Genomic DNA, 23,785 nt, shown 5'->3' on the forward strand with positions numbered 1-23,785 from the left:
TTAATGGCCTGCGGATGCGCTGACGGAAAGTTTTCCGACTGAAATGCTCAACCGGCTGGAGCCGGAGATCGGTGTCAGCGCCCGCCAGCGTGCATTCTCGATATCACGGAAACCGGCAATGACGCCGGCATAGGCGCCTTCGGTGCCGGGATTTATGGTGAGCTCGGTCGTCTGGCCCGGTCGCACGGACACGGTTTTCCGTTCCACAAGATCATCGCCCAGAGCACTGCCGCCCTTCAGCTGGAAATAATCCAGTGACTGGAAGCGTCCCGGTGATTTCAAAACGAAAATCTCAACGGATGTTGGCGTGGCCGAACCGGATGGAGAAGGGTTTGCTGTTGCGCTGGCCGATACTGTTGTGGGAATGGGGTCCTGGTATTTGGGGCCGCTTGGTTCAGGTGTGGATGTACAGGCTGCCAGAAACAGGCCTGCGCCCACTGCGGCTGCCTGAAAAACACGGCGTTGAAACATCGAGTGACTACAGAAATGTGTGAGTGCCTCAAACGCTTCAAAACGCATACTAATCTCCCGATGCTCTATAGTTGGACATTTGTCCAATCCTAGGTTGTGAACCTGCTGTAACTTGCAGATAAGACAGCATCACGTCAACGTAATCTTGATCGTGAATATTCACGGTTGGGGAAAGAACTTGCGCAGAAGTTTCATCAAGGCCGGCTTTGGTTTACCCGATTGCTGGCTATCAAAAAGGGTGGAAGACGCGAGGAATTCATCCCAAAGCGCGGCTTTACGCAACGCCGGTATGGTCTTAGCCTTCGCTTTGGTGGAGAGTGTGGCTGGATCAATTGCCTGCTGGACTTCGCCGATAAAGTCGAGAACCGCGGCAGACAGCGCCGTCTGGTAGTTGGTGATCGATTGAAAATCCCGTTCGATAAGCTTCATATCGGATGGGTCAGCTTCCCCGATGAACTCGATAATACCGTCCATCAACTGATCATTCCTTTGGCCTGCCAACGAAAAAATCCAGGGTGTTTCGCCGACGATGCCCTCGAGTTCCAGACGTGCGGCCGAGGCATTCTTCCCGACATGCAGCTCATAAAGTTCGACAAAAGCAATCTTAAGCGCTGCGCCAGCCTTTCGCATGAGCTGCTCGGCGTCGAGATCTGACGGAGAGGTTGTCTCGATCCCGGCGCCCTCGAGGAATGCCGCCAAAAGCCTGGCATCGGAATGCTGAGCCGGCTGCGACGCGGGCGGGACGGCATAAGCTGGCCTCTCGACAGGCGCGGGGGTGAACTGATGTTGGGATGCAACCTGTGAGACGGGAGGAAGTTCAGGCAAGGTGGGTGCAGTGGGCTCGTCGTCATCACTGTCCCAGTTGTCAGGGAGAATTGGGCGGACAACCGGCAAATCAAACAAGGAATTGGCTGTCGGGGTCTGTTCGATTCGATCTGCGAGCGCGGATGGTCGGCTTGTACGATACGGTTTGATGATATCGACGTCAGTGACGGGAGGACCGTCCCATCCTATATCGACCGCGCCAAGCGCTTCGCGCGTCACCGGTTTTGCCGGACTGTTGAACAGCTCATCGTGACTTTCGCCGGGAAGTTCGCTTGTAGCCCCGACACCTCCTGGGGCAATGTCCGTCAGAATTGAGGTCAGACTCGGACCGGAAAGAAGATCTGCACTGTTGTGCTGTTGCTGGACACGCACTGCACCAGCTTTTTGAATTGATATGCGAAAGCGATAGTCCGCGATTTCAATCGTATCACCATCCGATAGCCGTTGGCCGTATTGGCGGTCGACGGCAATGCCCCCCACACTTACACCATTGGTACTTTTATCAACGAGATAGACACCATCATCTCGCTGCTCAAGCGTGCAGTGATGTTTGGAAACGACGCGGCGGCTGTCTTTGATGACCCAGCTGCAGCTTTCGCCGCGACCAATTGTGAATCGCGCATCCTGAATCACCATGGAACCGCTGAACGACGTGTCGTTAGGATTGTTCAGGGCTTGAAGTTCGATTCGCATACATCATTCCTGCAGGTGGTCATCACGGTATTTGCTTCATTTGCACTATCACTAGCAAATATTGAAGCCTTGCAATTTTAGTCTCTGACACAACATGGTTGCAAGTATAGCAGGAAATAGGCTATTTTTCCGCATCCAGAATGATCTGCAAATGATCAGATCAGCAACCGGAATAAGCTGGACAAAGCCCGTCTGGTCAAGCCCAATGAGCTGAAGAGACAGTCGATTGACTCCTTATGCGCTTAACATAGGCAGATTTTTTCCGCACGCTATGCGTGTGGTTTTGGCTTGCCTTATGTTGCTTTTGGTTGCACAGGGCGCTCGCGCCGAGATAATTGCCGTTGGCGGCCACAAGCGCATCGCGCTCGTTGTGGGCAATACAAATTATCAGTACGTCGAGAAATTGGTCAATCCGGCCAATGATGCCGAGGGCATTTCAACGGCGCTGCGCGAGGAAGGCTTTGACGTTTTCCCTGCCAACGATACGACACGCGACGAATTCAACAGGATATTCGAAGAGTTCAAGAAACAGGCCGAAACAGCCGATGTCGCGCTTGTGTATTTTTCCGGACATGGGTTTCAGTTGAATGGCGTGAATTTTCTGGTTCCCGTGGATGCGCGTCTCAATGACCGGTCCCGGATTTTGGATGAAACAATCAGCCTCGACAAAGTGATTGGTGAAGTTCAGCAGCGTACCCGGCAGACTCTCGTCTTCCTCGACGCATGCCGCAACAATCCTCTTCCCGATGGCGGATCGGTGAATGTCGGTTTGGCTCAGGTTTCAGCCGGAGTGGGCGTGTACGTGGCCTTTGCCACTCAACCCGGCAACATCAGCTACGACGGTAAAAGTTCGTACAGCCCTTTCACCAAGGCGTTGTTGGACCACATCAAGACGCCGGGCCTCGGTATTTCCGATCTGATGATGAAGGTCAGAAACGACGTCAGGGCGGCGACACTTGACCGGCAAACGCCCTGGGAGCAATCCTCCCTGCAACAGCCGTTTTATTTCAAGGCATTGCCAGCGGCCGTCAAAGGTGAAGGCGAAGATCAGGTGGCGGCGCTCGACAGATCCGGTTTGCAGGCCGACCAGGGATTGACGCGCCGAACAAATATAGAGGATGCAACACAGGGACCTGCAGCCGATCTCACTCCCGCACCTTCTGCGGATCCTGCATATCCGGCCCTGATCAATCCGCAGACCGGTATGAATCCGGTCATATATATGCCGGAAGCGCCCGCTGAAATTTTCGGGCAGGAGGATCTGGTTTGGGCACTCCAGACGGAATTGCAGCGGCTTGGCTGCTATACATCGGATGTTGATGGTGTGTGGGGGACGACTTCGCGCGAAGCCATGATGCGCTATTACGCAACCAAGAAACTCAAGACGACAGATACCGATCCCAATCAGTTCCTCTATGAAAATCTGAAACGTGAACCCTCTGTCGTTTGTCTTTATCAGCCGCCACGGCAAGCCGTTGCGCCGGTGCGCCCAGGTCCACGCGTAACCCCGAAGCCGCGGGCTGCACGTATTGCGACCTCAGCACCTGAACCGGAGCGCACGTTCACCCCGGCTCCTCAACCTGCGGCCCCTGCAAAGAAGAGTCTTCGCGGAAGTCTCATTGGTGGTGTTTACCGTTGATGAATACACTGGATGACGGTACCGGACCGTCCATGCCCGTTTGTCGGGTATCCCTTTCCATTTGTTGCTGATCCATGCGTGGAGAAGAACTCCATAGAATAACGCCCGATTTCAAGCGGGCCAAACATCAGGCGCGGAAACGCCGGACGTGGCGCCGTATGTGGCAAGGTCTTGCCATGGTCGTATTGGCCGGAATGGCCGTTGGAGCGTTTTTGTATCTGCCGAAATTTCTTGGCATGCCGGATGATTTGACCAACGAAACACTCGTCATTCCGGAAGGCGAGGTTCAGTCTGCCGGAAAGGAGGGCGAGTTCGAGCTGTCCGCGACGGACGACCGGCGTGACGCTCTTCTGCTGCAGTCCGTGAATAACGAAAAGCCGCGTCCCCGGAAAAGCGAGATCCGATTTCAGAAGAACACCAGCGGTTCTGAATTCAATGGTCCGCTCTATTATGTGTCGGATACCATGCTGTCGAGTTCGGTCCGGTTGATGACGGCACTGCCCGCTACGCCGCAGGACTTTGCGCTCATGCAATCGGCGCCTGAAATATCCACAACACCCCCGCTCGTTCCGCAAACATCAGGACAAGCTGTTTCAGCCGCTGATGAACCATCATCGGATGCCGGCTGGGAAGGGGGCGTATCACCCGGCGAAACAGCCCAGATCGGCGCTTCGTCGCCGGGCAGTTCGAACAGTATCGACATCGTTGATGAAAAGAGACGCCCGCCGCAAAATCAGCAATTCGTTATCAAGGTGCTGGCGGAGCGGAGCGTGAAGGACGTTCTCGAGGATGGTCATACCACGCAGGCCGAAACAGCACGCGTTGCCGAGGCCGTAGCGAAATTGCTGAACATTCAGTTGCTTCAACCCGGTTATCTTGCGGTATGGCGGACGGCTCTTGTGGATACTCAGACAGGAACAACGGCCCCGGTGCAGATCTCGCTCTACGGCAGCGAAGGATTGATCGGCAGTGTTGCCCGTGCCGATGATGGCAACTATCTCAAGATCGACGATCCCTGGAAGGATGAAAGCTGGAACGATCTGACCAATGGCGGCGCGGAATCCAAGCTTGACCAGAACTTCCGTATCATGGACGGCATCTACAGCGCGGGTGTCCGCAATGACATTCCGGTCAATGTCATCACCGAGACGATCATGCGCATGTCCCGCCTTTATGACATGGGAAAGTTCATTTCGCCCGAGGACACGATATCCCTGCTTTATTCGGAAACGCCGCGTGACAGAAGCAACGAGAGTGGGCGCGTTCTCTACGTTTCGGTTCGACGCGGGGGGGAAAGCCTGAAATGCTATCTGCTGCGCCCCGAGCATGGGGGCGATTATGCCTGCATGACCGAGAGCGACACCACCTCCGGACTTGGCGGCGCTGAAGGTTTCATCCTGCCGGTCAAGGGGGTTTTCCGCTCCGGTTTTGGGCCGCGGGTTCACCCGATCCTCGGGTCGGTCAAGTTTCACGAGGGGGTGGATTGGTCCGCACCCGCCGGCACGCCGGTTTACGCCTCGTTTGATGGCACGGTAAGCTTCGCCGGAAGCAATGGAAACTTCGGTAATTTCATCAAGGTCAGCCATGCAGGGAACCGGGAGACGCATTATGCACACCTTCAGGGTTTTGCGAACGGCATTACCGTCGGCAAGGTAGTCAAGGCTGGGCAGGTTATCGGCTTTGTCGGCTCCACAGGTCTCAGTACCGGACCGCATCTGCATTTCGAGTTGGTGGCAAATGGCGCGCTTGTTGATCCATTGAACTATGGTTACAGCGAAATTGGTCTGGATGGGGAAGCAGAAAAACTTGTCCAGCGGATCATTCATGTAGAAAGCGGCGGCAATCCCAACGCTGCGAACCCGTTGTCATCGGCCAGCGGATTGGGACAGTTCATCAACAGCACCTGGCTGCGCATGATGAGTTCCTACAGGGCGGACCTCGTGTCGAAAATGAGCGCAAGCGAGTTGCTTGCCTTGAAATCGGACCCGACGCTTGCGACGGAAATGGTCATGAATCTCGCCAACGAGAACGAAGCGACACTGAAGGCTTCCGGCATCGCCGGTACTGCCGGCAATCTCTATCTCGCTCACTTTCTTGGCGGGGGCGGCGCGATATCGGTACTTTCCGCATCGCCTGACACGCAGCTCAGTTCCCTGCTTGATACCTCGGTCTTCGGAGCCAACCCGTTCCTTTACGGCAAGACTGCGGGATGGATCGTTGATTGGTCCAACCGCAAGATGTCGGGCCAGGGAGGCACACAGGTTTCGCCGGTTTACCGGGAGGCGCGGATCAAGGCGTCACGCTTCCGTTCCTATAGTTCGGTTATCGATACGATCCTTGCCAAAGTTCAAGGCTGACACAGCAGCGAATAGTCAGTCCGCTACCCTCTCTTTGCCAATCTTCTCGTCATAAGCTTCGCCGAAATAGTGCAGGAAGACATCGAGAATACCATTCTCGTAAGGCTCGTTCCGTTCATTCCAGGCGTTGACGTAACGGTTCCAGCGCGCTCCTTTTCCCGATAGAAACGAGCTTCTCCCGGATGCTTCGATCGCGTCGGGTGACAGTTCATTCAGCAGGCGGAAAAGGGCGGTCTGCATCGCCTGGAAAACCGCTTGCTCGTGCTGCTTGAGTTCGTCCACGGCCTCGCTGAAACTGTTGGTTGCATCCAGATATTCACGTTTGTTTGCTGCAAACAGAGCGCCAAGCGCAGCCGAGGGTTCAGGAATGAATTTCAGGGGATTGTTGCCGTTGGATTTCAGGACTGTTTGCTTGGTGCTCCGGATCAATGCACGCAACTGAGAACGCGCGGTGAGCAGTTGTGTCAGTCCGGGTACGATTGCACGGAAGATTTCACCCAACTGTTCGGCAAACTCTTCATCATGTCGTCCTGCGAGCACATCAGGATCAATTCCTGCACCCCGGGCGAAATGTTCGATAAACCGTTCCCTGGAATGGGAGGGCCCAACGGATGGCCGCGGCTTGACCGGTACGGGCGGTTCGCGAACGTCGGAGACGGTCGGATGGCTTGGCTGTACCGGAGGGCTTTGCAGTGCCCCAAGGAACATGGTGCGGTCTTCCATCTCTCGCAACGGCGTATCGCTGCCCCGGGGAATGAACACCGTTTCTTCCGCTGTCAACAACTGGTCTGAATGCTGCGGCTGTTCCAGAAATACACGAAGTTGATAGGCTCCGATTTCAATGAGATCACCGGCTGACAAAATGCGACGTGCGCCCTTTTGCAGTTCTTCGCCGTTGATCAAAAGCCCGTTCGCCGACAGATCTTCTGCCCAATACCCGTCGTTCTTGTAGGAAATCTGGCAATGTTTCGTCGAAACGAACCGGCTCCTGTCCGGCAGAGGCCAGTCGGTTTCCTCGGAACGGCCGATGGTGAACGAGCGCTGGTCTGCTATAAATTCCGGAACAACATCGTCCCCATGCAAGGATCGATTTTCCAACCTCAGCACAAGTCGCATTCGCTTCTCCGGCATTTCTTGTCTGGCCATAGACTATTCAAATAAAGTGTTGGATACCAAGAGTATAGCGTTTTGGATGCGGAACTTTTCGATGATGGACCAAATTCGACACCATTGCCGTGACAGAAGCAAAGGAATACAGCTCTTCAATCCGAAAAAGACATACTGGTTTGTTGTGGTTCTCGCTGCTCCATTGTTGTTCACGGCGCCGAAGGGTGCACAAGCGGCGTTCACTGTGTGCAATCAGACGGCCGACGTTGCCAACGTTGCGATCGGTGAACAGGTCGGGGGGGAAATGCGGACGGAGGGCTGGTGGGCCATTGCCGCCAATCGCTGCGCGGATGTCATCAAGTCAAAACTTTCAAACCGTTATATCTATGTTCACGCCATTGATGTTCAGGGTCGGCCTATTCTGGACGGCGGTGTCATGTTGTGTGTAGACACGAAAAAGTTTCAGATTGTCGGTAAAGACGCTTGCTGGCAGCGCAATCATTTGCGAGGCGTATTCAAGGAAGTGGATACGCAATCATCGGATAACTGGACACTGTTTCTGACGGACCGGCACTGAAAGACAAGATTGGTAGACTGCCCTTCAACCCATGACCTGCTATCAAGCGAGAGACATGACCATTCCAACGCACAACAAAACCAACGCAACGGATTCAGCCGGATGGTTTGATTCCCATGCGATTACCCATACGGGACGTGTGCGGCCGGTCAACGAAGACCGTTTCCTTTCCAAGCCATTGAACGGGATATGGCTTGTTGCCGATGGCATGGGAGGGCATTCCCATGGAGACGTCGCGGCGTCGATGATTACGCAGGCGGCCGGTCGGGTCGGACACCATGCCGTGCACGAGGCAAAGCTTCAGGAATTTCGCGAACAGATTTTTACCGTCAATCAGGATATCCGCAACCTGGCGCGTGAACACGGACTGGGTGTCATGGGATCGACACTGGTTGCCCTGCTTGTGACGGGTCAGCAATTTTCGGTTGCATGGTCAGGTGACAGTCGCCTTTACCTTAACCGAGGCAACCGCATGACACAGCTCTCGCGCGATCATACGGAAGTCCAGCAGATGCTCGACAACGGCGCGCTTGATCCGGCTGCTGCGGCCAGTTTCAAACGCAAAAACGTCATCCTGCATGCTATCGGGGTTCGGGAGGCTCCGCATCTGGACCTGCTCAGCGGCGAGTTGAAAGACGGAGATACGTTTATCCTTTGCAGCGACGGCCTAACCGCGCATCTCTCGGCGCTGGACATTCAGGATATTGTACTGTCGCAGGAGCCGGAAGCCGCATGTCATTCACTGATTGACAGCGCGCTCGAACGGGGAGGGAGCGATAACGTCACGGTTGTCGTTGTCAATTATCGCCTGGCCCCAGTTCATGATGGGCGGTCGTGATGCGCGAACAAACCGAATCCGGCAAGCAATCCGGAAGCATCAAGTCTGGAACACGACTGAATGACATCTATGAAGTGACCGCGCTTCTTGCCGTGGGCGGCATGTCAGAAGTCTACAAGGGGCACAATATCCAGACGCTCGATGAGGTGGCGATCAAGGTTATTCTGCCGCATCTGGCCAGTGACGAGCAGGTTGTTTCACTTTTCAAACAGGAAGCCTCCATTCTCAATTCCTTGGGGCATGATGCGATTGTGCGTTATCATGTCTTTTCGGTCGACCGTTTGTCGAACACCGCATATCTGACGATGGAACTGGTGGAAGGGCCATCCCTTTACGAGCGTATAAGGGACCGTCCCCTCAGCCTGGCGGAAGCGGCCAAACTCATCAGCCGGATCACGTCTGGCCTCAAGGTTGCGCATGAACGGGGTGTCATTCACCGCGATATTTCCTGCGACAACATCATTTTGTCCGGGGGCAATGTCGAAGGCGCCAAACTCATCGATTTTGGCATTGCGCGGCTGGGCATCGGTGGCGACCGGACGCTTCTCGCCGGCAGCTTTGCCGGAAAATACAACTACGTTTCGCCGGAGCAGCTTGGACTGTTCGGCGGGGATGTCCATGAGCCGAGCGATATCTACAGTTTGGGACTGGTCTTCGCTGCTGCCCTGCGCGGTACCCCGATCGATATGAGCGGGACACATGCCGATGTGGTGAGGAAACGTCAGTCGGTGCCAGACCTTTCGACGATCCATCCAGCAGCACGATCCATCATCCAGCGCATGCTGCAACCGAGTCCGGCGCTCAGGCCGAAGAAGGACGAGATCATCGATGCCCTGCGCCCGATGATTCCGGCTGCGAAGGATTTGCCCTCGCGGCGTTCTCACAGTGCGGCGTCTTCGCGAGACCCCCGCGGGCAAATGTCATCGGGTCAGTCCGGCGCAGCGAAAGACGGTTCGGGCAAATGGCTGGTGCTTGCCTGTCTTTTGCTCATCCTGGGTGGAGCGGGCTGGTACGGATACAACCATCAAGAGCAGATCAAGGGTTATTTGACCGCGCAAAAGACATCGAAGCCAACGACGGCGTCAGGAAAATCGGAATTCAAGCTCGACCCTGATGAAAGCATTCCAAAACCGCAAGCCGAACAGCCAAAACCGCCGGTGAAGCAGCCAGAAGCTCAAACCGGAAACGAGACACCAAATCCGGTAGCGGGCTTAGTTCCTGAAACCAAACCGGATACCAATAACGCGGATGGTGATAAGCCAGTCCCAGCGCTGCCTGATACTGGATCAAAGCCCGATGTTGTGGCATCCGGAGAACAGCAGAAGCACGACGAGCCCCCCACCGCCGGCAATGCGCAGGCGCAAGTACCCATCACGGAATCCGAATGGATAAAGCAGTTTACGGGTGGTCCGTGCTTCTTCGCCCATGGCATAATTCCTGCACCAAAAACGATAAATATTGAGGGTTTTGCGCAGGGCGTTGGTCCATTCATCGATATGGAACGCGCTTTTATGAGCAAGTTCAATTATGAACCGACGATCAACGTGCGACAGATAGCGGCCGCGCAATGCGACGCCCTGGCATTTCTGAGTGCTGTGCCTGTTAACACGGGAAAAGCGGCTTTCGCTCTCAAGAATGAGGTTCTGGGACCTGCGGACCCACTGCTGGCGACTGTTGCTGGCACGGAGCGCAGCAATGTCCAGGTGCTTCTTGTTCGTGCCGATGGCAGCGTGGATATAATCAACCCATCCGGGCGTCATGGGGATAATCTGGCTATCAATCTCAAGCTTGCCCCGCCACGAAAGGACACGTCAGTTCCCTATATTCTCATTGCGATACAGTCCGATGATAAACTCGATGTGACCGGCGGCAAGGATACATTCAAAGGGTTGGCGGAGAAGCTGCAACAGCAGCCGGCGTCGCCGATTGTGACGGTCAAATATTTCCGTCAGCAGGGATAAGGCCGTATCAGGCAGGTGTCCGGGGAGTTTTATCGGGGTCAAATATCGCGTCCGCGCTGTCCTTCACGGCCGGAGCCTGCCGGACCCATAAATCCCATCCAAGCCGTCCCACCGGTGATCCACCCTGCAGACGAGCCTCGGGAATGTCCTCTTTGGCCAGGATAAGCTGGATCTCGAACGAGAGGGAGGGGCCGCAGTACAGGCGCACCAGTTCGGTCAGCTCTGCAAACTTCTTCCGGGCAGGCATGAGTGAAAGATATTCGCTGTATCGCAGCGGACCGATTGAAATGCGGATCGCACTTCTTCGATCCGCATAGGACGAGCCGGCAATGGCCGTGATACCCAGCAAGGCATTTTCGGGGCTGTCACTTCCCAGCCGTGTTTGCTCTGAGGGGTCAACTGCCAGCCAGCGCTTCTGAAATTGATGGACGGTGACCTCGTAGCCGAGAAATTCGGACAGCATGAGCTTGAGATTAACTGCCGTCCGGCGCTGGTTGGCGAAGAAGCCGGAAAAATACAGCGGCACTTCCGGCTCGATCTTCAACCCTTCAATCAATTTTGGCGCTGCAAGCCCCAAGAGTGAATAAATGCTGCGGGTTATCTTGTTCTTCGGGCCGATACCAAAAAGCTGGATCAGGCTGGAAAGCCGGTATTTCCGCGAGCTGGCAAAGAACAAGCCCCGCAGTTCACCCGCAAATATCTCAAGAAAATCGAAATAGCTGGAACTGCGCCTGCGCTTCTCATCCAGCGCCCGGTCCGTATAAACGGATGGCAATGCGGCGACCGGGCCAATCAATCCGATGTAGTTTGCATGAATATTGATTGTGTCACCCCGGCTTTCCGCACCCGCAAGCGCGGTGGCGGCATGATTGTGCGTGGCGTTGGAGGTCAGTGAAATCGAGGAAGTGGCTTTTTCACCCGCCAGCTCAAGCAACAGGTGTGCTGCATCAGGGTCAAAGAGGTGTGGATCAGCCTTCAGCCGATCAAGGAGCGATATCGGCTGAACATCGCTCACAACAGCACCTCATCGGCTGTACGCGGTGGAAAGCGAACGACGGGCAGTGCAAGGCCGGTGAGCCGTACGGTGAGCCGGGCGAATGTGTTGATGGACGCATAAAGCCCGAAGAAATGCGACAGGACTGATCCGAAAAGATAGGCGACGCCGCGATCCATCAGTGCATCGTTGAATTCGATCGTCACATCGACGCCGCTTGCGATTGTCCCATCTTTCAGGCGTGCCGTCGCTTTCTGGCTGGTCACGGAGGATATCGCTTCGATCATTGAGCGCATTTCGGGTGCGTGCCTGAAATCGTAGAGCCGCAGCATGCTTTTCAGGATTTCCGGATCGCCGCTGGTCAGCGGAAGATGATTGAGAGAAAGATGCGATATCAGCTTCCAGTAGGATTCGCCTTCGGATTCAAACCGGTGCGTGTGCGTCGGAGGGAGCAGGCAATTGATCTTGCCGATTTCGCTGATCGTTGCCTGGGTCTTGAAATAGGGTTGTCCGCCGCCAAAGGGCAGGAGTTCAGGCAGGCCACGATTGATGCACAGCGTATCGACGGAAGCCACGAGATGATCTTCCGGTGTCGCCGGATTGAGATTCATATCGACAAACCGGAGTTTTGCCTTGAACGATTTGTTGTCTTCGCCGATGTCGCGTTTGTATTGCCAGTATATATCCGCCCGGCTTTCATTGCTCTGTTTCTTGCGGCCGAAGAACGGAGGAACCTCCTTGCGCTGGCCTTTCTGATCCGAAATATCAACGCGTTCAATGGCATAGATCTCGCGGGTCGAATTGTAGCGGGCATCCGGCAGCACGTCGTATTCATCCAGCATATGGTTGACGGAAATCGGTTCGGCCCGCTGCTCGAACAGATTGATAACCGGCGTGCAATGCAGATCGAAACTTGTCGCATCTACTGCATTGACCAGTGTGGAAGCTGATGTGTCGAGGTAGAAGAAGAGATGAAACTCTTTCCCCGGTATGCTGCCAAGGAAAGATCTCAGTCCGCTCAATTCGAAAAACAGAAACTTCTCGGGTAGCGCAAAGAATTCAGCCAGCAGGCGGAATCCCGGAAAGCTGCGCTTGGAATAGGGAAGCATGCGCCGGTCGTGGTCGAAGCTGATCGGCTTCAGTGCGCTTGGAGGAAGGCGGAGAGCTGCCTTGTCTTCCCGATGCCGCCCGACGGCAATGCCTATAGTGTGGTTGAACAACAGCTCATAAAGTGCAGCGCCCGTCGCAAACGGCGCTCTGATAAAGAATGTCAGCCGGTCCAGGTCGAGGCTGGCAACGCTGTCAACCGGTCCGGTCGTGCAGACGTTGATCGACAGGCATGACATGGGAGCCAGATCCTGCACGGGCGGAGCCACATAGGGAGGTTGGGCAAGCTTGCAATCGATCACCGCAACAGGACTTAACATCAGCTCCTGCGTGGTGGAGAAACGGCAGGTATCACCGCGTACCGGCTCGGAGTCGACAGTGGTCGCCCGCGGCAGAACAATCGACTCATCCTGTTGAAGGGAAGGGTCGAATTTCAGGATCGACATGGAAGGTATCTGCGCCAGATAGTGCGGATAGAGCGCTTCAAGCAACGTTTCCGTCAGCTCGGGAAAATCATCGTCAATCTTTTGCCGGATACGCGCTGCCGTATAGGCAAAACCTTGAACAAGCCGTTCTACGTGTGGATCATCAACCGCCTCGGGTGTGAGACGAAGACGGCCCGCCACCTTTGGATGCTGCTGTGCAAATCTGGCAGCACGTTTGCGCAAGGAACCGAGTTCACTGTTGTACCAATTGAGAAAGCGGTTAGCCATGATGCGCGCCGCCAATCAGAAAATGCCGTGTGGCCGGGTCAAGCGACGTATCGAAGACAATGGCCTCCACCCCGTCAGGAAGAAGCATCTCCGCCTCTATGCGCAAATCAAGAACCCGATCCTGATCACCACGGGTTTTGCCCAGTCCCACCCGCACCCGAGCCAATCGTGGATCGAAAGCGGCGATGACCTTTCTGATGGCTTCAGCCAGATGCAGGCGCTGCTGGGTCGTTGCCAGCATAAGCCCGTGGAATCCCGGTGTGCCAAAGCGCAGAAGGCTGGTCTGAAGCTCTTCGAATTCCTTTTCGATACTGTGAGGCCATTGCTGGGCATTGAGCAGCGCCTCGATATCCCGGCGGATGTTTTCCCGCACACGGTTGATCTGTTCGCGCGGCGTCAATGGCTGGTCAACCGTCATATCCGGGTCGTGATCCATCAGCCGGTCGAGAACAGATTCAAAGGATATCCTGCTGCTTACCGCCATGGTTTAGTTCGCCGGTCCGGGAATGAACTCGATCGACGTCACATCGAGCAAACCGATAACATCATCATCGACGAGCAGGCACTTCTGACCCTTGCCGGCAAATAAGCCGCCGCCAGCTTCTGCCCAGTCGGTTTCACGCCCAAGCTTCATCGCATCGCTGACATCGCGCGAGAAATATGTGGCGGGCATGACAATTTCCGATTGTGAGTCATCGCGAAGCGTCAACAATGCATGACGCCAGGTGAGATCACGTATGCTCTGGACGGGTTGAAACTCGATCCGGTTGATACGATTGAAATCGATCCACATATAGGTGCCGTTCGTATTGAGAATTTCAATGGCATGCGGAATGCGGTCGTCGAGGTCGCGGAAGGATGCTGCTGTGCGGCCGTCAATCTTGACCGAACCCTGTATGACATTCTCGGGAAAAGGTGTCGTCGCTTCTCCATTGGTCCCGGTGGCGCTCTTCTCGATAACCAGGGCGTTCTTCATTGCCAGTTGATCGTTCTCGCTTGGTCCATCAGGAAACGCCGGTACGGCCCCGGTTTCAAACCAGGCCACCCGGGCATCGGCCGCGCGCAGGCGGCCGCGCAGCAACGCCAATCCGACCGTCATGTCAGGAACGGTTTGTGATAGAATGTCGGCTTGTTTATCGGCGCGTTCGAAATCACCGCTTACAATGAGAAGATCAATCAGAAGACGCCGGGCAGCATCGTCTCTCGGGCGCTGCTTGACGGTCGAAAGTGCGGCATTGATTGCGCCTTGAAGATCGCCGGCGTCGATGAGAGTTGAAACGCTTTCGGTTGCGTTTGTCATTGCATTTTACCCTTGTTGGACTGGTCTGATTTGCTGTTCATATCGGCGAGAAGCTGAAAACTTGCTGTTACGTCGTCGAGCTGAAAATGCGGCTGAAGCCGCATGACGCAGCCGTACACACCCGGACGGCCCGGTATTTCCCGGACTTCAACGGACGCTGACCGAAGAGGGTGGCGTGCCTTCACAGTGCTGTCTGCATCGTCATTGCCGATGCAATAGGTGAACAGCCATTTTTCAAGCGTGTCGCGCAGGCTGTTGGATGTTGCAATCTGGCCGACGTTTTCGCGCATGATCATCTTGAGATAATGGGCAAAACGGCACGCGCAAAGCACATATTGCAGCATGGAGGCGATGCGTGCATTGCGGTTGGCGATCTCGGAATCATACCTTGCCGCCTTATGAACCGATTGGTTGGAATTGAACACCAGATGCGGCGTATAGGGGACCGTGGAAAGAGGCACGAAGCCGGCTTCGCTCAATACCTGCTCCTGCTCGGCATTCAGTCGCTGTTCGACCGGAGGCTGCGACGCAAAATCATGCTTGTCCGTGGGAAACGACACATAGGGCAGCGAATCCACCAGTCCGCCATTTTGCTCGTCTTCCCGCACACCCCGCAGATCGGCAAACCAGCCTGACGAGGCATACTCTCTCAGGACCAGCGAGGCGAATGCGAATGCCGAATTACCCCAAAGAAGGTTGTTGCCCTTGGGATCAATCTCCTCGCGGAAGAAGAATCCGTCCCTTCGGGTGATATCGTTGGTTCGATAGGGGCGGCGAACCAAGATCCGCGGCAAGGTCAGACCGAGAAACCGCGTGTCGGAGGCATTGCGCAGGCGGTTCCAGCGCGTTGATCGCTGCGGCTTGAGCAGAAAGGAGAGATCGGGCAGACGGTCGAGATCGGCAAAGGTTTCAATTTCCAGCAGTGAAGGATCTGCCGCACAAATGAACGGGGAAAAGGCCGCCGCGGCGACACTGGAAATGCCTTCGATGATCGCGAGGTCGTCCGTGCCCGTTGTCGGATTAATGCCGGATGCAATCGTGTAATCCCCGATCAGAAGGCCGTAGGGCTGACCGCCCGGCATATCGAATTCCTGAGAATAGATCAGTTCGAACATGCGGCTCTGGTCAAAATCTGCTGCCCGTTCGATATCGCGGGCGATCTCTTTCCACTTAGCCGAGAAAACGCGAATTTGCACCGGGCTTGTGCCGGTCGGCATGTGGATCAACTGGAACAGATTGCGCCACAGTGCCTCCAGCCGCTGAAAATCGGGATGGTGGATAATCCGGTTGACCTGCTCCGTCAGTGTTTGATCGATAGCGTCAAGCAGACAGTCAATCTGGAAGCGAATATCATGTGCCGCGGCCGCAACCGGCGCGGCGGCATCGGAAGATAATGGACGAGTCTCGTATCGTTTTGAATCCGGTGTCAGATTCTCGGATATCACGAAATCATTACTCCTGAATTCTTCCGGTAAGCATGCGGGAAGAAAGACCGCCTGTACACCAACGGATGGGAACGCGGACGTTCCTGTTTCCGTTTGCGCAAGGCGGCCGATTCATTCAATGCGATGGTTTGCCGGCGCGTAAAAGAGCGCCGGGATATTGTTTAATTTCGAGCCTTCGGAATGCGCGCGACCATGCGCAATGATGTCGTCAATTCTTCCATCTGCAACCAGGGGCGGAGCCACGCGATTGCTTCGTAGGAACCGGGACTGCCGGGAACGGCCTTGACCTCGACACGGGCATCGCGCAGCGGGTATGCGGCGCGGTTTTCCGGCCCGGCATCATCGTTGGCATTCACGTAGTTGTTGATCCAGCGATTGAGCCATGCCTGGCAATCTTCTGCTTCCATGAAGGAGCCGATCTTGTCGCGGCCAATGACTTTCAGGTAATGCGCAAACCGGGACGTCGCCATCATGTAGGGCAGGCGAGCCGAAATCGCGGCATTCTCCGTTGCTTCCGGACGATCGTATTTCGCAGGCTTGTGCGTGGTCTGCGCGCCAAAGAACACGGCATAATCGGTGTTCTTGTAATGGCAGAGGGGCAGGAAGCCCAGTTTGCCGAGTTCCGCATCGCGACGATCGGTGATGCCGATTTCGGTCGGGCATTTTGTATCCGTGTCGCCGTCATCGCTCTGGAATACATGAACAGGCAGGGATTCGACCTTGCCGCCATTTTCCGCACCGCGAATAGCCGTGCACCAGCCGTTCTTGGCAAAGGCATCTGTCAGGCGCGAGCCAAGGATATAAGAGGCGTTGGACCAGCAATAATTGCCGTGATCCATCGCATTGTCGCCGAACTTGATGGCTTCGTTGTAATCGAATTCATCAATAGTCAATGTCGTCGGCCCGTAAGGCATCCGCGTCAGAACGCGCGGCATTGTCAGCGTGACGAAGCGGGAATCACTGCTCTCGCGGAATGACCGCCATTTGATGTATTCCTTGGTCTGGAAAATCTTTTCCAGATCGCGGGGCTTGGACAATTCGGTGAAATCGTCAAATCCGAAAAGCGTTGGTCCAGCTGCAGCGATGAAAGGAGCAAATGCCGCAGCGGCGACCGAGCTCATGTTCTGCAGTGTTTCGATGTCTTCAAATGAATTGCCGAACTCATAATCGCCGATAAGCGCACCAAATGGCTCGCCGCCGGCAATGCCGAATTCGCTTTCATAGATGGTTTTGAAAATCTTGCTCTGATCGAACTCGACGGCCTTCGACAGGTCGCGGGACAGATCACGCTTGCTGGCGTTCAGCACGCGGATTTTGAGATTTGCACTGGTCTCGCTGTTATAGACGAGATAGCGCAGGCCGCGCCAGCTGCCTTCGAGCTTGCGAAAATGCTCATTGTGCATGATTTCGGCGACCTGCGTTGACAGCAGTTCGTCGATCTTCTTGATCGCATTGTTGATCGTGACCGAGAGATTGCGGTTGTAGGAAACCGTACCCTTCAGAGCCTCGCTCGTCAGCGTGCGCAGCAATTGCTCGGTGCGGTCTGCGGAAGTCTGTTTGGTTGCGGAGATTGCTTCGTCGAGCAGGCTCTCCGTCACGACGGTCGTTGTGGTCCCTTGCGATGCACTCTTTGAGGTCGCCATTTATTTCGTCCCTTTTTCGCTGTCAGGCTTACGCTCATCGAGCTCTGCAGCAAGTTTCTTCAGGTCCGTCTGGTTCTGCAGAATGCGTTCAAGCAGAACTTCCAGGTTTTCCGAACGGTCAGCCTTGGTCAGAAGATCGCGCAGCTGGTTGCGGGCATCCAGCAGGGACTTGAGTGCGGGCACCTGTTCGACGATGGAACCCGGCTCGAAATCTTCAAGCTTTTCAAATTTGAGCGAAACCGGCATTTCCCGGCCCGTACCCTCGATGGTGTTTTCCACGCGGATATTCAACCCAGGAGTCATGCGGCGCATGACATCGTCGAAGTTGTCACGGTCAATCTGAACAAACTTGCGCTCGCCGAATGGCTTCAGCGGCTCCGATGGATTGCCGGAGAAATCGCCGAGAACGCCAACAACGAATGGCAGTTCTTTTTCGACAACGGCACCTTCGGTTTCAACTTCGTACTTGATGTGTACCCTCGGCTTGCGGACTCTTTCGAGTTTGTCGTGAACGCTGGCCAATTGATGCCTCCTGCATATTTGTGCTTCTTAAGAAGTGGGGGGATTATTGCAAACCATTTCGAGTTAGCAACTATTTTCTCAACCAATGGATGTGCCTTATACTGTGACGGCTTATCCAATCAATTTCCTTCGCGTCTTTGATTGGCGTCTATTCCTGCACGCAGGAGTACATCGCGACGCAGATCATCTTGCGGTATAAGTTCTTCCAGAAGGCGGAGAAAGTCCATCCGGCCCCGTCGAACGAGTGTTTCCAGAGCAAGCGGAATGGCTGAATTCGGTTCGCTCGTTCGAAAAAAAGAGGCAATCTGCAAGAGCTGATCAAAGGCCTGTTCGCGGTTTTGGATGACACCCGCAACGACAGATGCCTGTGGTTGACCACCAGATTTGACGGGCTGTGCCGTATCCAAGGGCTCGGCGACCGATGGCGCACTTGGCATCGCCTGTGTGATGAGCTTCTCCATCTCGTTGTAAGCCCCGCTGATAGAGTCCAGAACCGATTGTATCCTGGAAACGGAAAATGCACCGACATGGTTTCCGCTTTCCTGGGTCAGAAATTCATCAATTGATGCCAGGGCCGCAAGCGACCGCATGACGTCATTCTTGTTGCGACTGAATCCATGGACGTCGACATGCTCGAGTGCATCGCGGAATTCGGCCCACTCTGGACCGGAAAGATCGCGGAACGCCTGATCATAGGCCCAAAGGCTGAAACGGCCATAGCTTTCGTTGGGAAGCAGCGAAACAAGCCGCAGCGGACGTACCAGCGTTCCATCGTCCTGGCTGCCGTTAAGACCGGTCAGGGGAGCGAGTTTGTCGGATATGTCTTCGTCATCAATCGAATGGATCTGACCAAAATGTCCTTTGATCATCTTGTCGAATGCAACAAGTATTTCCGCCACCGCACTGAGCCCTTCGACCCGAACGGCAGCCTCCATGAGCCATGAGAATATTTCTATATCTTTGGTATGGAGAGACAGCGCTTCGAACGAGAGGTCGTGGACGTTGCGCCATTGGCTCGATGGCTTGTGGACAAAAGGCGCTGCATTTCTTGTATTGCGCTCATCGTCCTGGCTGATGATGGCAGGATTTTCAATTGTCCGGTCTTCGGAACGGGCTGTCGAGCGTGCATCCCGGATGGCTTGATAGACAGAAACAAGTGTACTGTCAGTTCTTAGGTTAACTCCGCAAGGATTCTCTCCTGCAAACGCCACACCGAGAATTTCATAGTTATTCATGCGCAAAACCCAAATACACAAACTCTGTAACGTCGTTTTGAACCTTAAGGGAAGAATATGTCAAATGGAACATTGGCATATGACAGCTATCCCCGGGGGTTGCAAAGGGTCATAGTATCGTTGTGTGAACAATAATGTACCAGTGACATGGCTCTGTCATATTTTATAGGGCACAGTTATTTCATGGGTGGCATTTCCGGTGTTCGCTCTTTGGCGATTGATTTCCTGCTGTGGATTTTTCTATTGTGCATGCGATGAAAGCGGGAGCAGGGTTGTAATTCATGCCAAAACTGGATCTGAGGCGGCTGGTTCAAAAGCTGGACGGCGATGTAGTCGTCGGATTGGAAGAGGCTGTCGCCATTGCAGTCAGGAATAACCATTCCAATGTTGAGATTGAGCATTGGCTCCTGGCGCTGAATGACAAGAGCGAACGCTTTCGCGAGGTTGTTCAACGCAGCGGGGGCGATTTGGCGGCGCTGGAATCCGAGGCCCATCGTGCTTTGGGGCGATATCCGCGCGATAATACGGCCGCCCCTGCTATTTCCACCGGGATCATCGATGTCATTCGTGAAGCCTGGATCGCTGCGTCGCTCCAGAGCGGGCGAACCAGTATCGGTATTCTTGATCTCCTGCATACATTGCTGTCTGACAGCACATTGCGTGCCACAACCATCAGCTCCTTGCCATCTGCACGGGATATTCGGCTGGGTGAGCTGGAACGCCAGATGGAAGAACGCGGCGCAGAACCATCGGTAACGCCGAGGGCACAGCCGGGAGAGGCAGCACAGGCGCGCGGCGGCGATGAAGAATTCTTGTCCGCGTTTACCATCGATCTGACGGAACAGGCACGCAATGGTGAAATTGATGCGGTTGTCGGCCGCGAGGCGGAGCTGCGTCAGCTGATTGATATTCTCGTTCGCCGCAGACAGAACAATCCCATCCTCGTTGGTGAAGCGGGTGTGGGAAAGACCGCAATTGTCGAGGCATTCGCCCTTGAAATTGTTGCCGGCAACGTGCCGGAAATGCTGCGTGACATCCGGTTGCTCACGCTTGACCTTGGCCTCCTGCAGGCGGGTGCTGGCGTCAAAGGGGAGTTTGAGCGGCGGTTGAAAGGCGTCATCGACGACGTCAAGGCCTCTCCCGTTCCGGTGATTCTCTTTATTGATGAGGCGCACAGTCTGGTCGGTGCAGGCGGACAGGCAGGTCAGGGCGATGCGGCCAACCTGCTGAAGCCAGCCCTTGCGCGCGGCGAACTGCGAACCGTCGCCGCGACGACCTGGGCCGAGTACAAGAAGTATTTTGAGCGGGATGCGGCACTGACCCGGCGTTTTCAGGTCGTGAAGGTGAACGAACCTGACGAAGAAACGGCGGTGCGAATGGTCCGCAGCCTCGTGCCTGCTCTCGAGAAACATCATCAGGTCAAAATACGCGACGAGGCGATAAGGGCGGCTGTTTCGCTGTCGATGCGCTACATTCAGGGACGGCAGTTGCCTGACAAGGCGGTCAGTCTGATCGATACGGCATCGGCAGCCGTCTCTATCTCTCGTGCGACCGTACCGGCCCAGATCGAAGATGCGAATCGTGCGATTGATCTGCTCAATCTTGAGAAGCAACGGTTGGAGGCGGAGCCTGAAACAACCACTGGTCGAGAGCGGCTGGTCGAGATCGAAACCCAACTGACGACGTTGCAGGCAACAGCCAAGGCATTCACCACGCGGTTGGAACAGGAGAAATCCCTCGTTGAGGTCGCCGACAAGGTTGAAAATGCCTTTGACGAACCGGGAAACAGGCCGAAGCTTGGGGTGCTGGAGAAGGAGCTGCGCCTGTTGCAGGGCGAGTCTCCGCTGATTCATCGTGTGGTTGATCGCGAAACCGTTGCCGCCGTGACTGCGCGCTGGACGGGCATCCCTGTTGGCCGGCTGGTGCGCAGCCTTGTGGAGGCTGTGCAGACGCTTGAAGCGCGTCTTCAAGAGCGTGTCGTCGGACAGGATCAGGCCATTGCTCTTATTTCGGATGCCATGATCACGGCGCGCGCCAATCTGGGCGATGACAGGCGCCCGCCTGGCGTTTTCCTCATGGTCGGAACCTCCGGTGTCGGTAAAACCGAAACGGCCCTGGCTCTGGCAACGACTCTATACGGCGGAGACCAGAACCTGACGATCATCAATATGTCGGAGTTCAAGGAAGAGCACAAAGTTTCGCTGCTTCTCGGCTCACCCCCCGGGTATGTCGGCTATGGCGAAGGTGGCATACTGACGGAAGCGGTGCGCAAGCGGCCCTATGGCGTGCTGCTTCTCGATGAGATCGACAAGGCGCATCCGGGCGTTCAGGACATCTTCTATCAGGTCTTCGACAAGGGCATGTTGAAGGACGGGGAAGGGCGTGACATCGATTTCAAGAATACAACCATCCTGATGACCGCCAACACGGGCACGAACACGCTGACGGCGCTTGCCGCCGACCCGGAAACAATGCCGGAAGGTCAGGCCCTGGTTGAAATGCTGCAACCGGAATTGCTTGGGCAGTTCAAGCCGGCATTTCTGGGCCGGGTAACGATCGTGCCATACAAGCCGCTTGACGACAAAGTTCTGGCGATGATTGCCAAATTGCAGATCGACAAGGTCCGCAAGCGCCTGCGTGATTCTTATAAGGCGGATCTTTCCGTCTCGCAAAAAGCCACCGACGCGCTGATTGCACGGTCTAAAGCTGTGGAAACCGGTGCGAGAGCAATCGAATCAACAATATCGCGTGAGTTGCTTCCAAAACTTTCTCGCAATATATTGGAATTGACACTGGAGAATTTACATCCGGCAGTTGTACATGTAGATACAGATGACGCCGGGGGGTTTCTTGTTTCCATTGACCCGGTAAAGCTATTGCAGGATCCACCTGAACATCCGTCACAAAAGGATGGTAGGGGGTAAATACGTTGCCTATATTTACTTGGGCAATTTCAGAGAGAGGGTATATCCCGCAAGTCCTACTGACTCAAGGAGCTAGATAATGCCGATTTACTTGCAGATTGACGGAATTCAGGGTGATGCGACCCAAGAAACACATAAGCGCTGGATGGATATTGAAGCCATTCACTGGAATGTGGGCCGTAAAATGAGCACTTCAGCGGGTTCTGCAGCGAACCGCGAAGCATCTGAACCAACGATCAGTGAAGTTGTTCTGACCAAGGTCAGTGATTCATCTTCAACGAAGTTGTTCCAGGAAGCCGTTTCCGGCAGCTCGGGGAAACTGGCAACCATTCACCTGGTTACAACCGGTAATCCTGGCCAGACCTATATCGAGTATAAGCTGACCAATACTTTGATCGCCAACTATTCGGTTGATTCCAATGGTGATCGTCCGGTTGAGACGCTGCGTTTGAACTTCACCAAGATGGAAGTGAAGTACACGCCATACGACGCGAACCAGAGCCCGCAGTCGCCAATGATTGCATCTTACGATCTCGCCACAACGCGCGCTGCGTAAAGACAAAAATGAGAAAGCGGAGCGGGTTCATGCCCGCTTCGCTTCTTCGCTCGCTCTGCCGGTTACCCGGCATTGAATATAAGCATGTGTGATGACTTTTACGTAATGGCTGAGCTTGAAATTGGCCATTGGTTAATTTATTCTGAATTCAACTTACCGTTCTCGAAGAGGTTACATCATGCGCCAGCTTTTTTCTATTTCTGCAGCCATTTTGATTGGCGTTGCTTCGCCCGCAATCGCCGGCCCGGCTTACAAGTCGGAAGATATAGTCAAGCATTTCGTCAACACGGCGGATCTTGGTAAGTCACGCGCGATTTGTGTCGGGACGGATCAGGAATGTGCGAAGAAGGTTGTGAACCCCGCAGCTTCGCCGTTGAACATGAAGGTTACATTCGAGCTGAATTCCGATCGTTTGACGGAAGAAGCAAAGCAGACCCTTGGTGAATTTGCGAAGGCGCTCAACGATCAGCGACTCCAGGTTGCTACTTTCCAGGTTGAAGGTCATACGGACGCAATCGGTACAGACGCATACAATGACACATTGTCCATGCGCCGTGCCGAGTCCGTCTCTGCTTATCTGAGCCAGCTTGGTGTTTCCCCCGAGCGTCTGAAGGCAGAAGGTTTCGGCAAGCGTCATCCGAGCGTGAGCGATCCTTTCTCGCCGGAAAACCGCCGTGTAGAAACCCGTCTGGTGCTTCCACAGGGTTAAATCAGGCAGAGGAACACAGTCTTTCCCGCTGTGCTGCCCCCACAACTGGGACAATAGTATTGTTTTGATGGCGGAAGTCGGCGGAAGCAGACTTCCGCCATATCTATTGCAACCTATGATCGAGATATCAGCCCGTCCTTTTGGATATCAGACTGGCATCCGCCCGATC

Annotated in this window: 19 protein-coding genes; 8 read left to right on the forward strand and 11 right to left on the reverse strand. The window is 54.9% G+C overall.

The window, feature by feature from the left end:
• On the reverse strand, positions 1–519 hold the full coding sequence (gene tssJ, locus FHW16_RS16775) for a type VI secretion system lipoprotein TssJ (RefSeq protein WP_182550376.1): 519 nt from the start codon (positions 517–519) through the stop codon (positions 1–3).
• Positions 520–630: 111 nt separating this feature from the next.
• Positions 631–1,989, reverse strand: coding sequence for a type VI secretion system-associated FHA domain protein (locus tag FHW16_RS16780; protein ID WP_182550377.1), 1,359 nt, complete (start codon positions 1,987–1,989; stop codon positions 631–633).
• A gap of 295 nt (positions 1,990–2,284) precedes the next feature.
• Between FHW16_RS16780 and FHW16_RS16785 the strand changes: the two genes are divergently transcribed.
• A complete protein-coding gene (locus tag FHW16_RS16785) occupies positions 2,285–3,628 on the forward strand; it encodes a caspase family protein (RefSeq protein ID WP_182550378.1) in 1,344 nt (447 codons plus the stop codon).
• 158 nt (positions 3,629–3,786) lie between these two features.
• The gene (locus FHW16_RS16790) at positions 3,787–5,985 is read left to right on the forward strand and encodes a peptidoglycan DD-metalloendopeptidase family protein (protein ID WP_182550379.1); all 2,199 of its coding nucleotides are present in this window, start codon (positions 3,787–3,789) and stop codon (positions 5,983–5,985) included.
• A gap of 15 nt (positions 5,986–6,000) precedes the next feature.
• On the opposite strand, the gene tagH is transcribed toward FHW16_RS16790, so the two are convergent.
• Positions 6,001–7,101, reverse strand: coding sequence for a type VI secretion system-associated FHA domain protein TagH (gene tagH, locus FHW16_RS16795; RefSeq protein WP_182550380.1), 1,101 nt, complete (start codon positions 7,099–7,101; stop codon positions 6,001–6,003).
• 91 nt (positions 7,102–7,192) lie between these two features.
• On the opposite strand from tagH, the gene FHW16_RS16800 reads away from it, so the two are divergent.
• From FHW16_RS16800 to FHW16_RS16810, 3 genes are read left to right on the forward strand one after another with little or no spacing between them, the layout of a single operon-like run.
• Positions 7,193–7,669: a DUF1036 domain-containing protein gene (locus FHW16_RS16800; RefSeq protein ID WP_246711813.1), complete on the forward strand. Its 477-nt coding sequence runs from the start codon at positions 7,193–7,195 to the stop codon at positions 7,667–7,669.
• A 55-nt stretch (positions 7,670–7,724) separates the two neighbouring features.
• The gene (locus FHW16_RS16805) at positions 7,725–8,507 is read left to right on the forward strand and encodes a PP2C family protein-serine/threonine phosphatase (protein ID WP_182550381.1); all 783 of its coding nucleotides are present in this window, start codon (positions 7,725–7,727) and stop codon (positions 8,505–8,507) included.
• Positions 8,507–10,468: a serine/threonine-protein kinase gene (locus FHW16_RS16810; protein WP_182550382.1), complete on the forward strand. Its 1,962-nt coding sequence runs from the start codon at positions 8,507–8,509 to the stop codon at positions 10,466–10,468. Before FHW16_RS16805 ends, FHW16_RS16810 begins: the two co-directional genes overlap by 1 nt.
• A 7-nt stretch (positions 10,469–10,475) precedes the next feature.
• Here FHW16_RS16810 and tssG read toward each other — a convergent pair whose 3' ends face one another.
• The 8 genes from tssG to FHW16_RS16850 form a co-directional block, all read right to left on the reverse strand.
• Positions 10,476–11,483 carry a type VI secretion system baseplate subunit TssG gene (gene tssG / locus FHW16_RS16815; protein WP_182550383.1) on the reverse strand — a complete coding sequence of 336 codons (1,008 nt, stop codon included), beginning with the start codon at positions 11,481–11,483 and terminating at the stop codon, positions 10,476–10,478.
• A complete protein-coding gene (gene tssF, locus FHW16_RS16820) occupies positions 11,480–13,282 on the reverse strand; it encodes a type VI secretion system baseplate subunit TssF (protein WP_182550384.1) in 1,803 nt (600 codons plus the stop codon). Before tssF ends, tssG begins: the two co-directional genes overlap by 4 nt.
• Positions 13,275–13,766: a type VI secretion system baseplate subunit TssE gene (gene tssE / locus FHW16_RS16825; protein WP_182550385.1), complete on the reverse strand. Its 492-nt coding sequence runs from the start codon at positions 13,764–13,766 to the stop codon at positions 13,275–13,277. The genes tssF and tssE overlap by 8 nt, the downstream gene beginning before the upstream one ends.
• A gap of 3 nt (positions 13,767–13,769) precedes the next feature.
• Positions 13,770–14,582, reverse strand: coding sequence for a type VI secretion system accessory protein TagJ (locus FHW16_RS16830; protein ID WP_182550386.1), 813 nt, complete (start codon positions 14,580–14,582; stop codon positions 13,770–13,772).
• Entirely contained in the window at positions 14,579–16,027 is a 1,449-nt protein-coding gene (gene tssC, locus FHW16_RS16835) for a type VI secretion system contractile sheath large subunit (protein ID WP_182550387.1), read from the reverse strand. The genes FHW16_RS16830 and tssC (FHW16_RS16835) overlap by 4 nt, the downstream gene beginning before the upstream one ends.
• A gap of 161 nt (positions 16,028–16,188) precedes the next feature.
• Entirely contained in the window at positions 16,189–17,670 is a 1,482-nt protein-coding gene (gene tssC, locus FHW16_RS16840) for a type VI secretion system contractile sheath large subunit (protein WP_182550388.1), read from the reverse strand.
• Positions 17,671–18,192, reverse strand: coding sequence for a type VI secretion system contractile sheath small subunit (gene tssB / locus FHW16_RS16845; protein ID WP_182550389.1), 522 nt, complete (start codon positions 18,190–18,192; stop codon positions 17,671–17,673).
• Positions 18,193–18,311: 119 nt separating this feature from the next.
• Entirely contained in the window at positions 18,312–19,427 is a 1,116-nt protein-coding gene (locus FHW16_RS16850) for an ImpA family type VI secretion system protein (RefSeq protein WP_182550390.1), read from the reverse strand.
• Positions 19,428–19,708: 281 nt separating this feature from the next.
• Here FHW16_RS16850 and tssH point away from each other — a divergent pair, with 281 nt between their 5' ends.
• From tssH to FHW16_RS16865, 3 genes are all read left to right on the forward strand, one after another.
• Positions 19,709–22,351, forward strand: a complete 2,643-nt coding sequence (tssH, locus tag FHW16_RS16855; protein WP_182550391.1) for a type VI secretion system ATPase TssH — start codon at positions 19,709–19,711, stop codon at positions 22,349–22,351.
• 79 nt (positions 22,352–22,430) lie between these two features.
• Positions 22,431–22,907 carry an Hcp family type VI secretion system effector gene (locus tag FHW16_RS16860; RefSeq protein ID WP_182550392.1) on the forward strand — a complete coding sequence of 159 codons (477 nt, stop codon included), beginning with the start codon at positions 22,431–22,433 and terminating at the stop codon, positions 22,905–22,907.
• A gap of 178 nt (positions 22,908–23,085) precedes the next feature.
• Positions 23,086–23,616 carry an OmpA family protein gene (locus tag FHW16_RS16865; RefSeq protein WP_182550393.1) on the forward strand — a complete coding sequence of 177 codons (531 nt, stop codon included), beginning with the start codon at positions 23,086–23,088 and terminating at the stop codon, positions 23,614–23,616.
• Positions 23,617–23,785: the final 169 nt, after the last annotated feature.

It is taken from the genome of Phyllobacterium myrsinacearum (genome assembly GCF_014138285.1).
Classification (GTDB): Bacteria; Pseudomonadota; Alphaproteobacteria; order Rhizobiales; family Rhizobiaceae; genus Phyllobacterium; species Phyllobacterium myrsinacearum_A.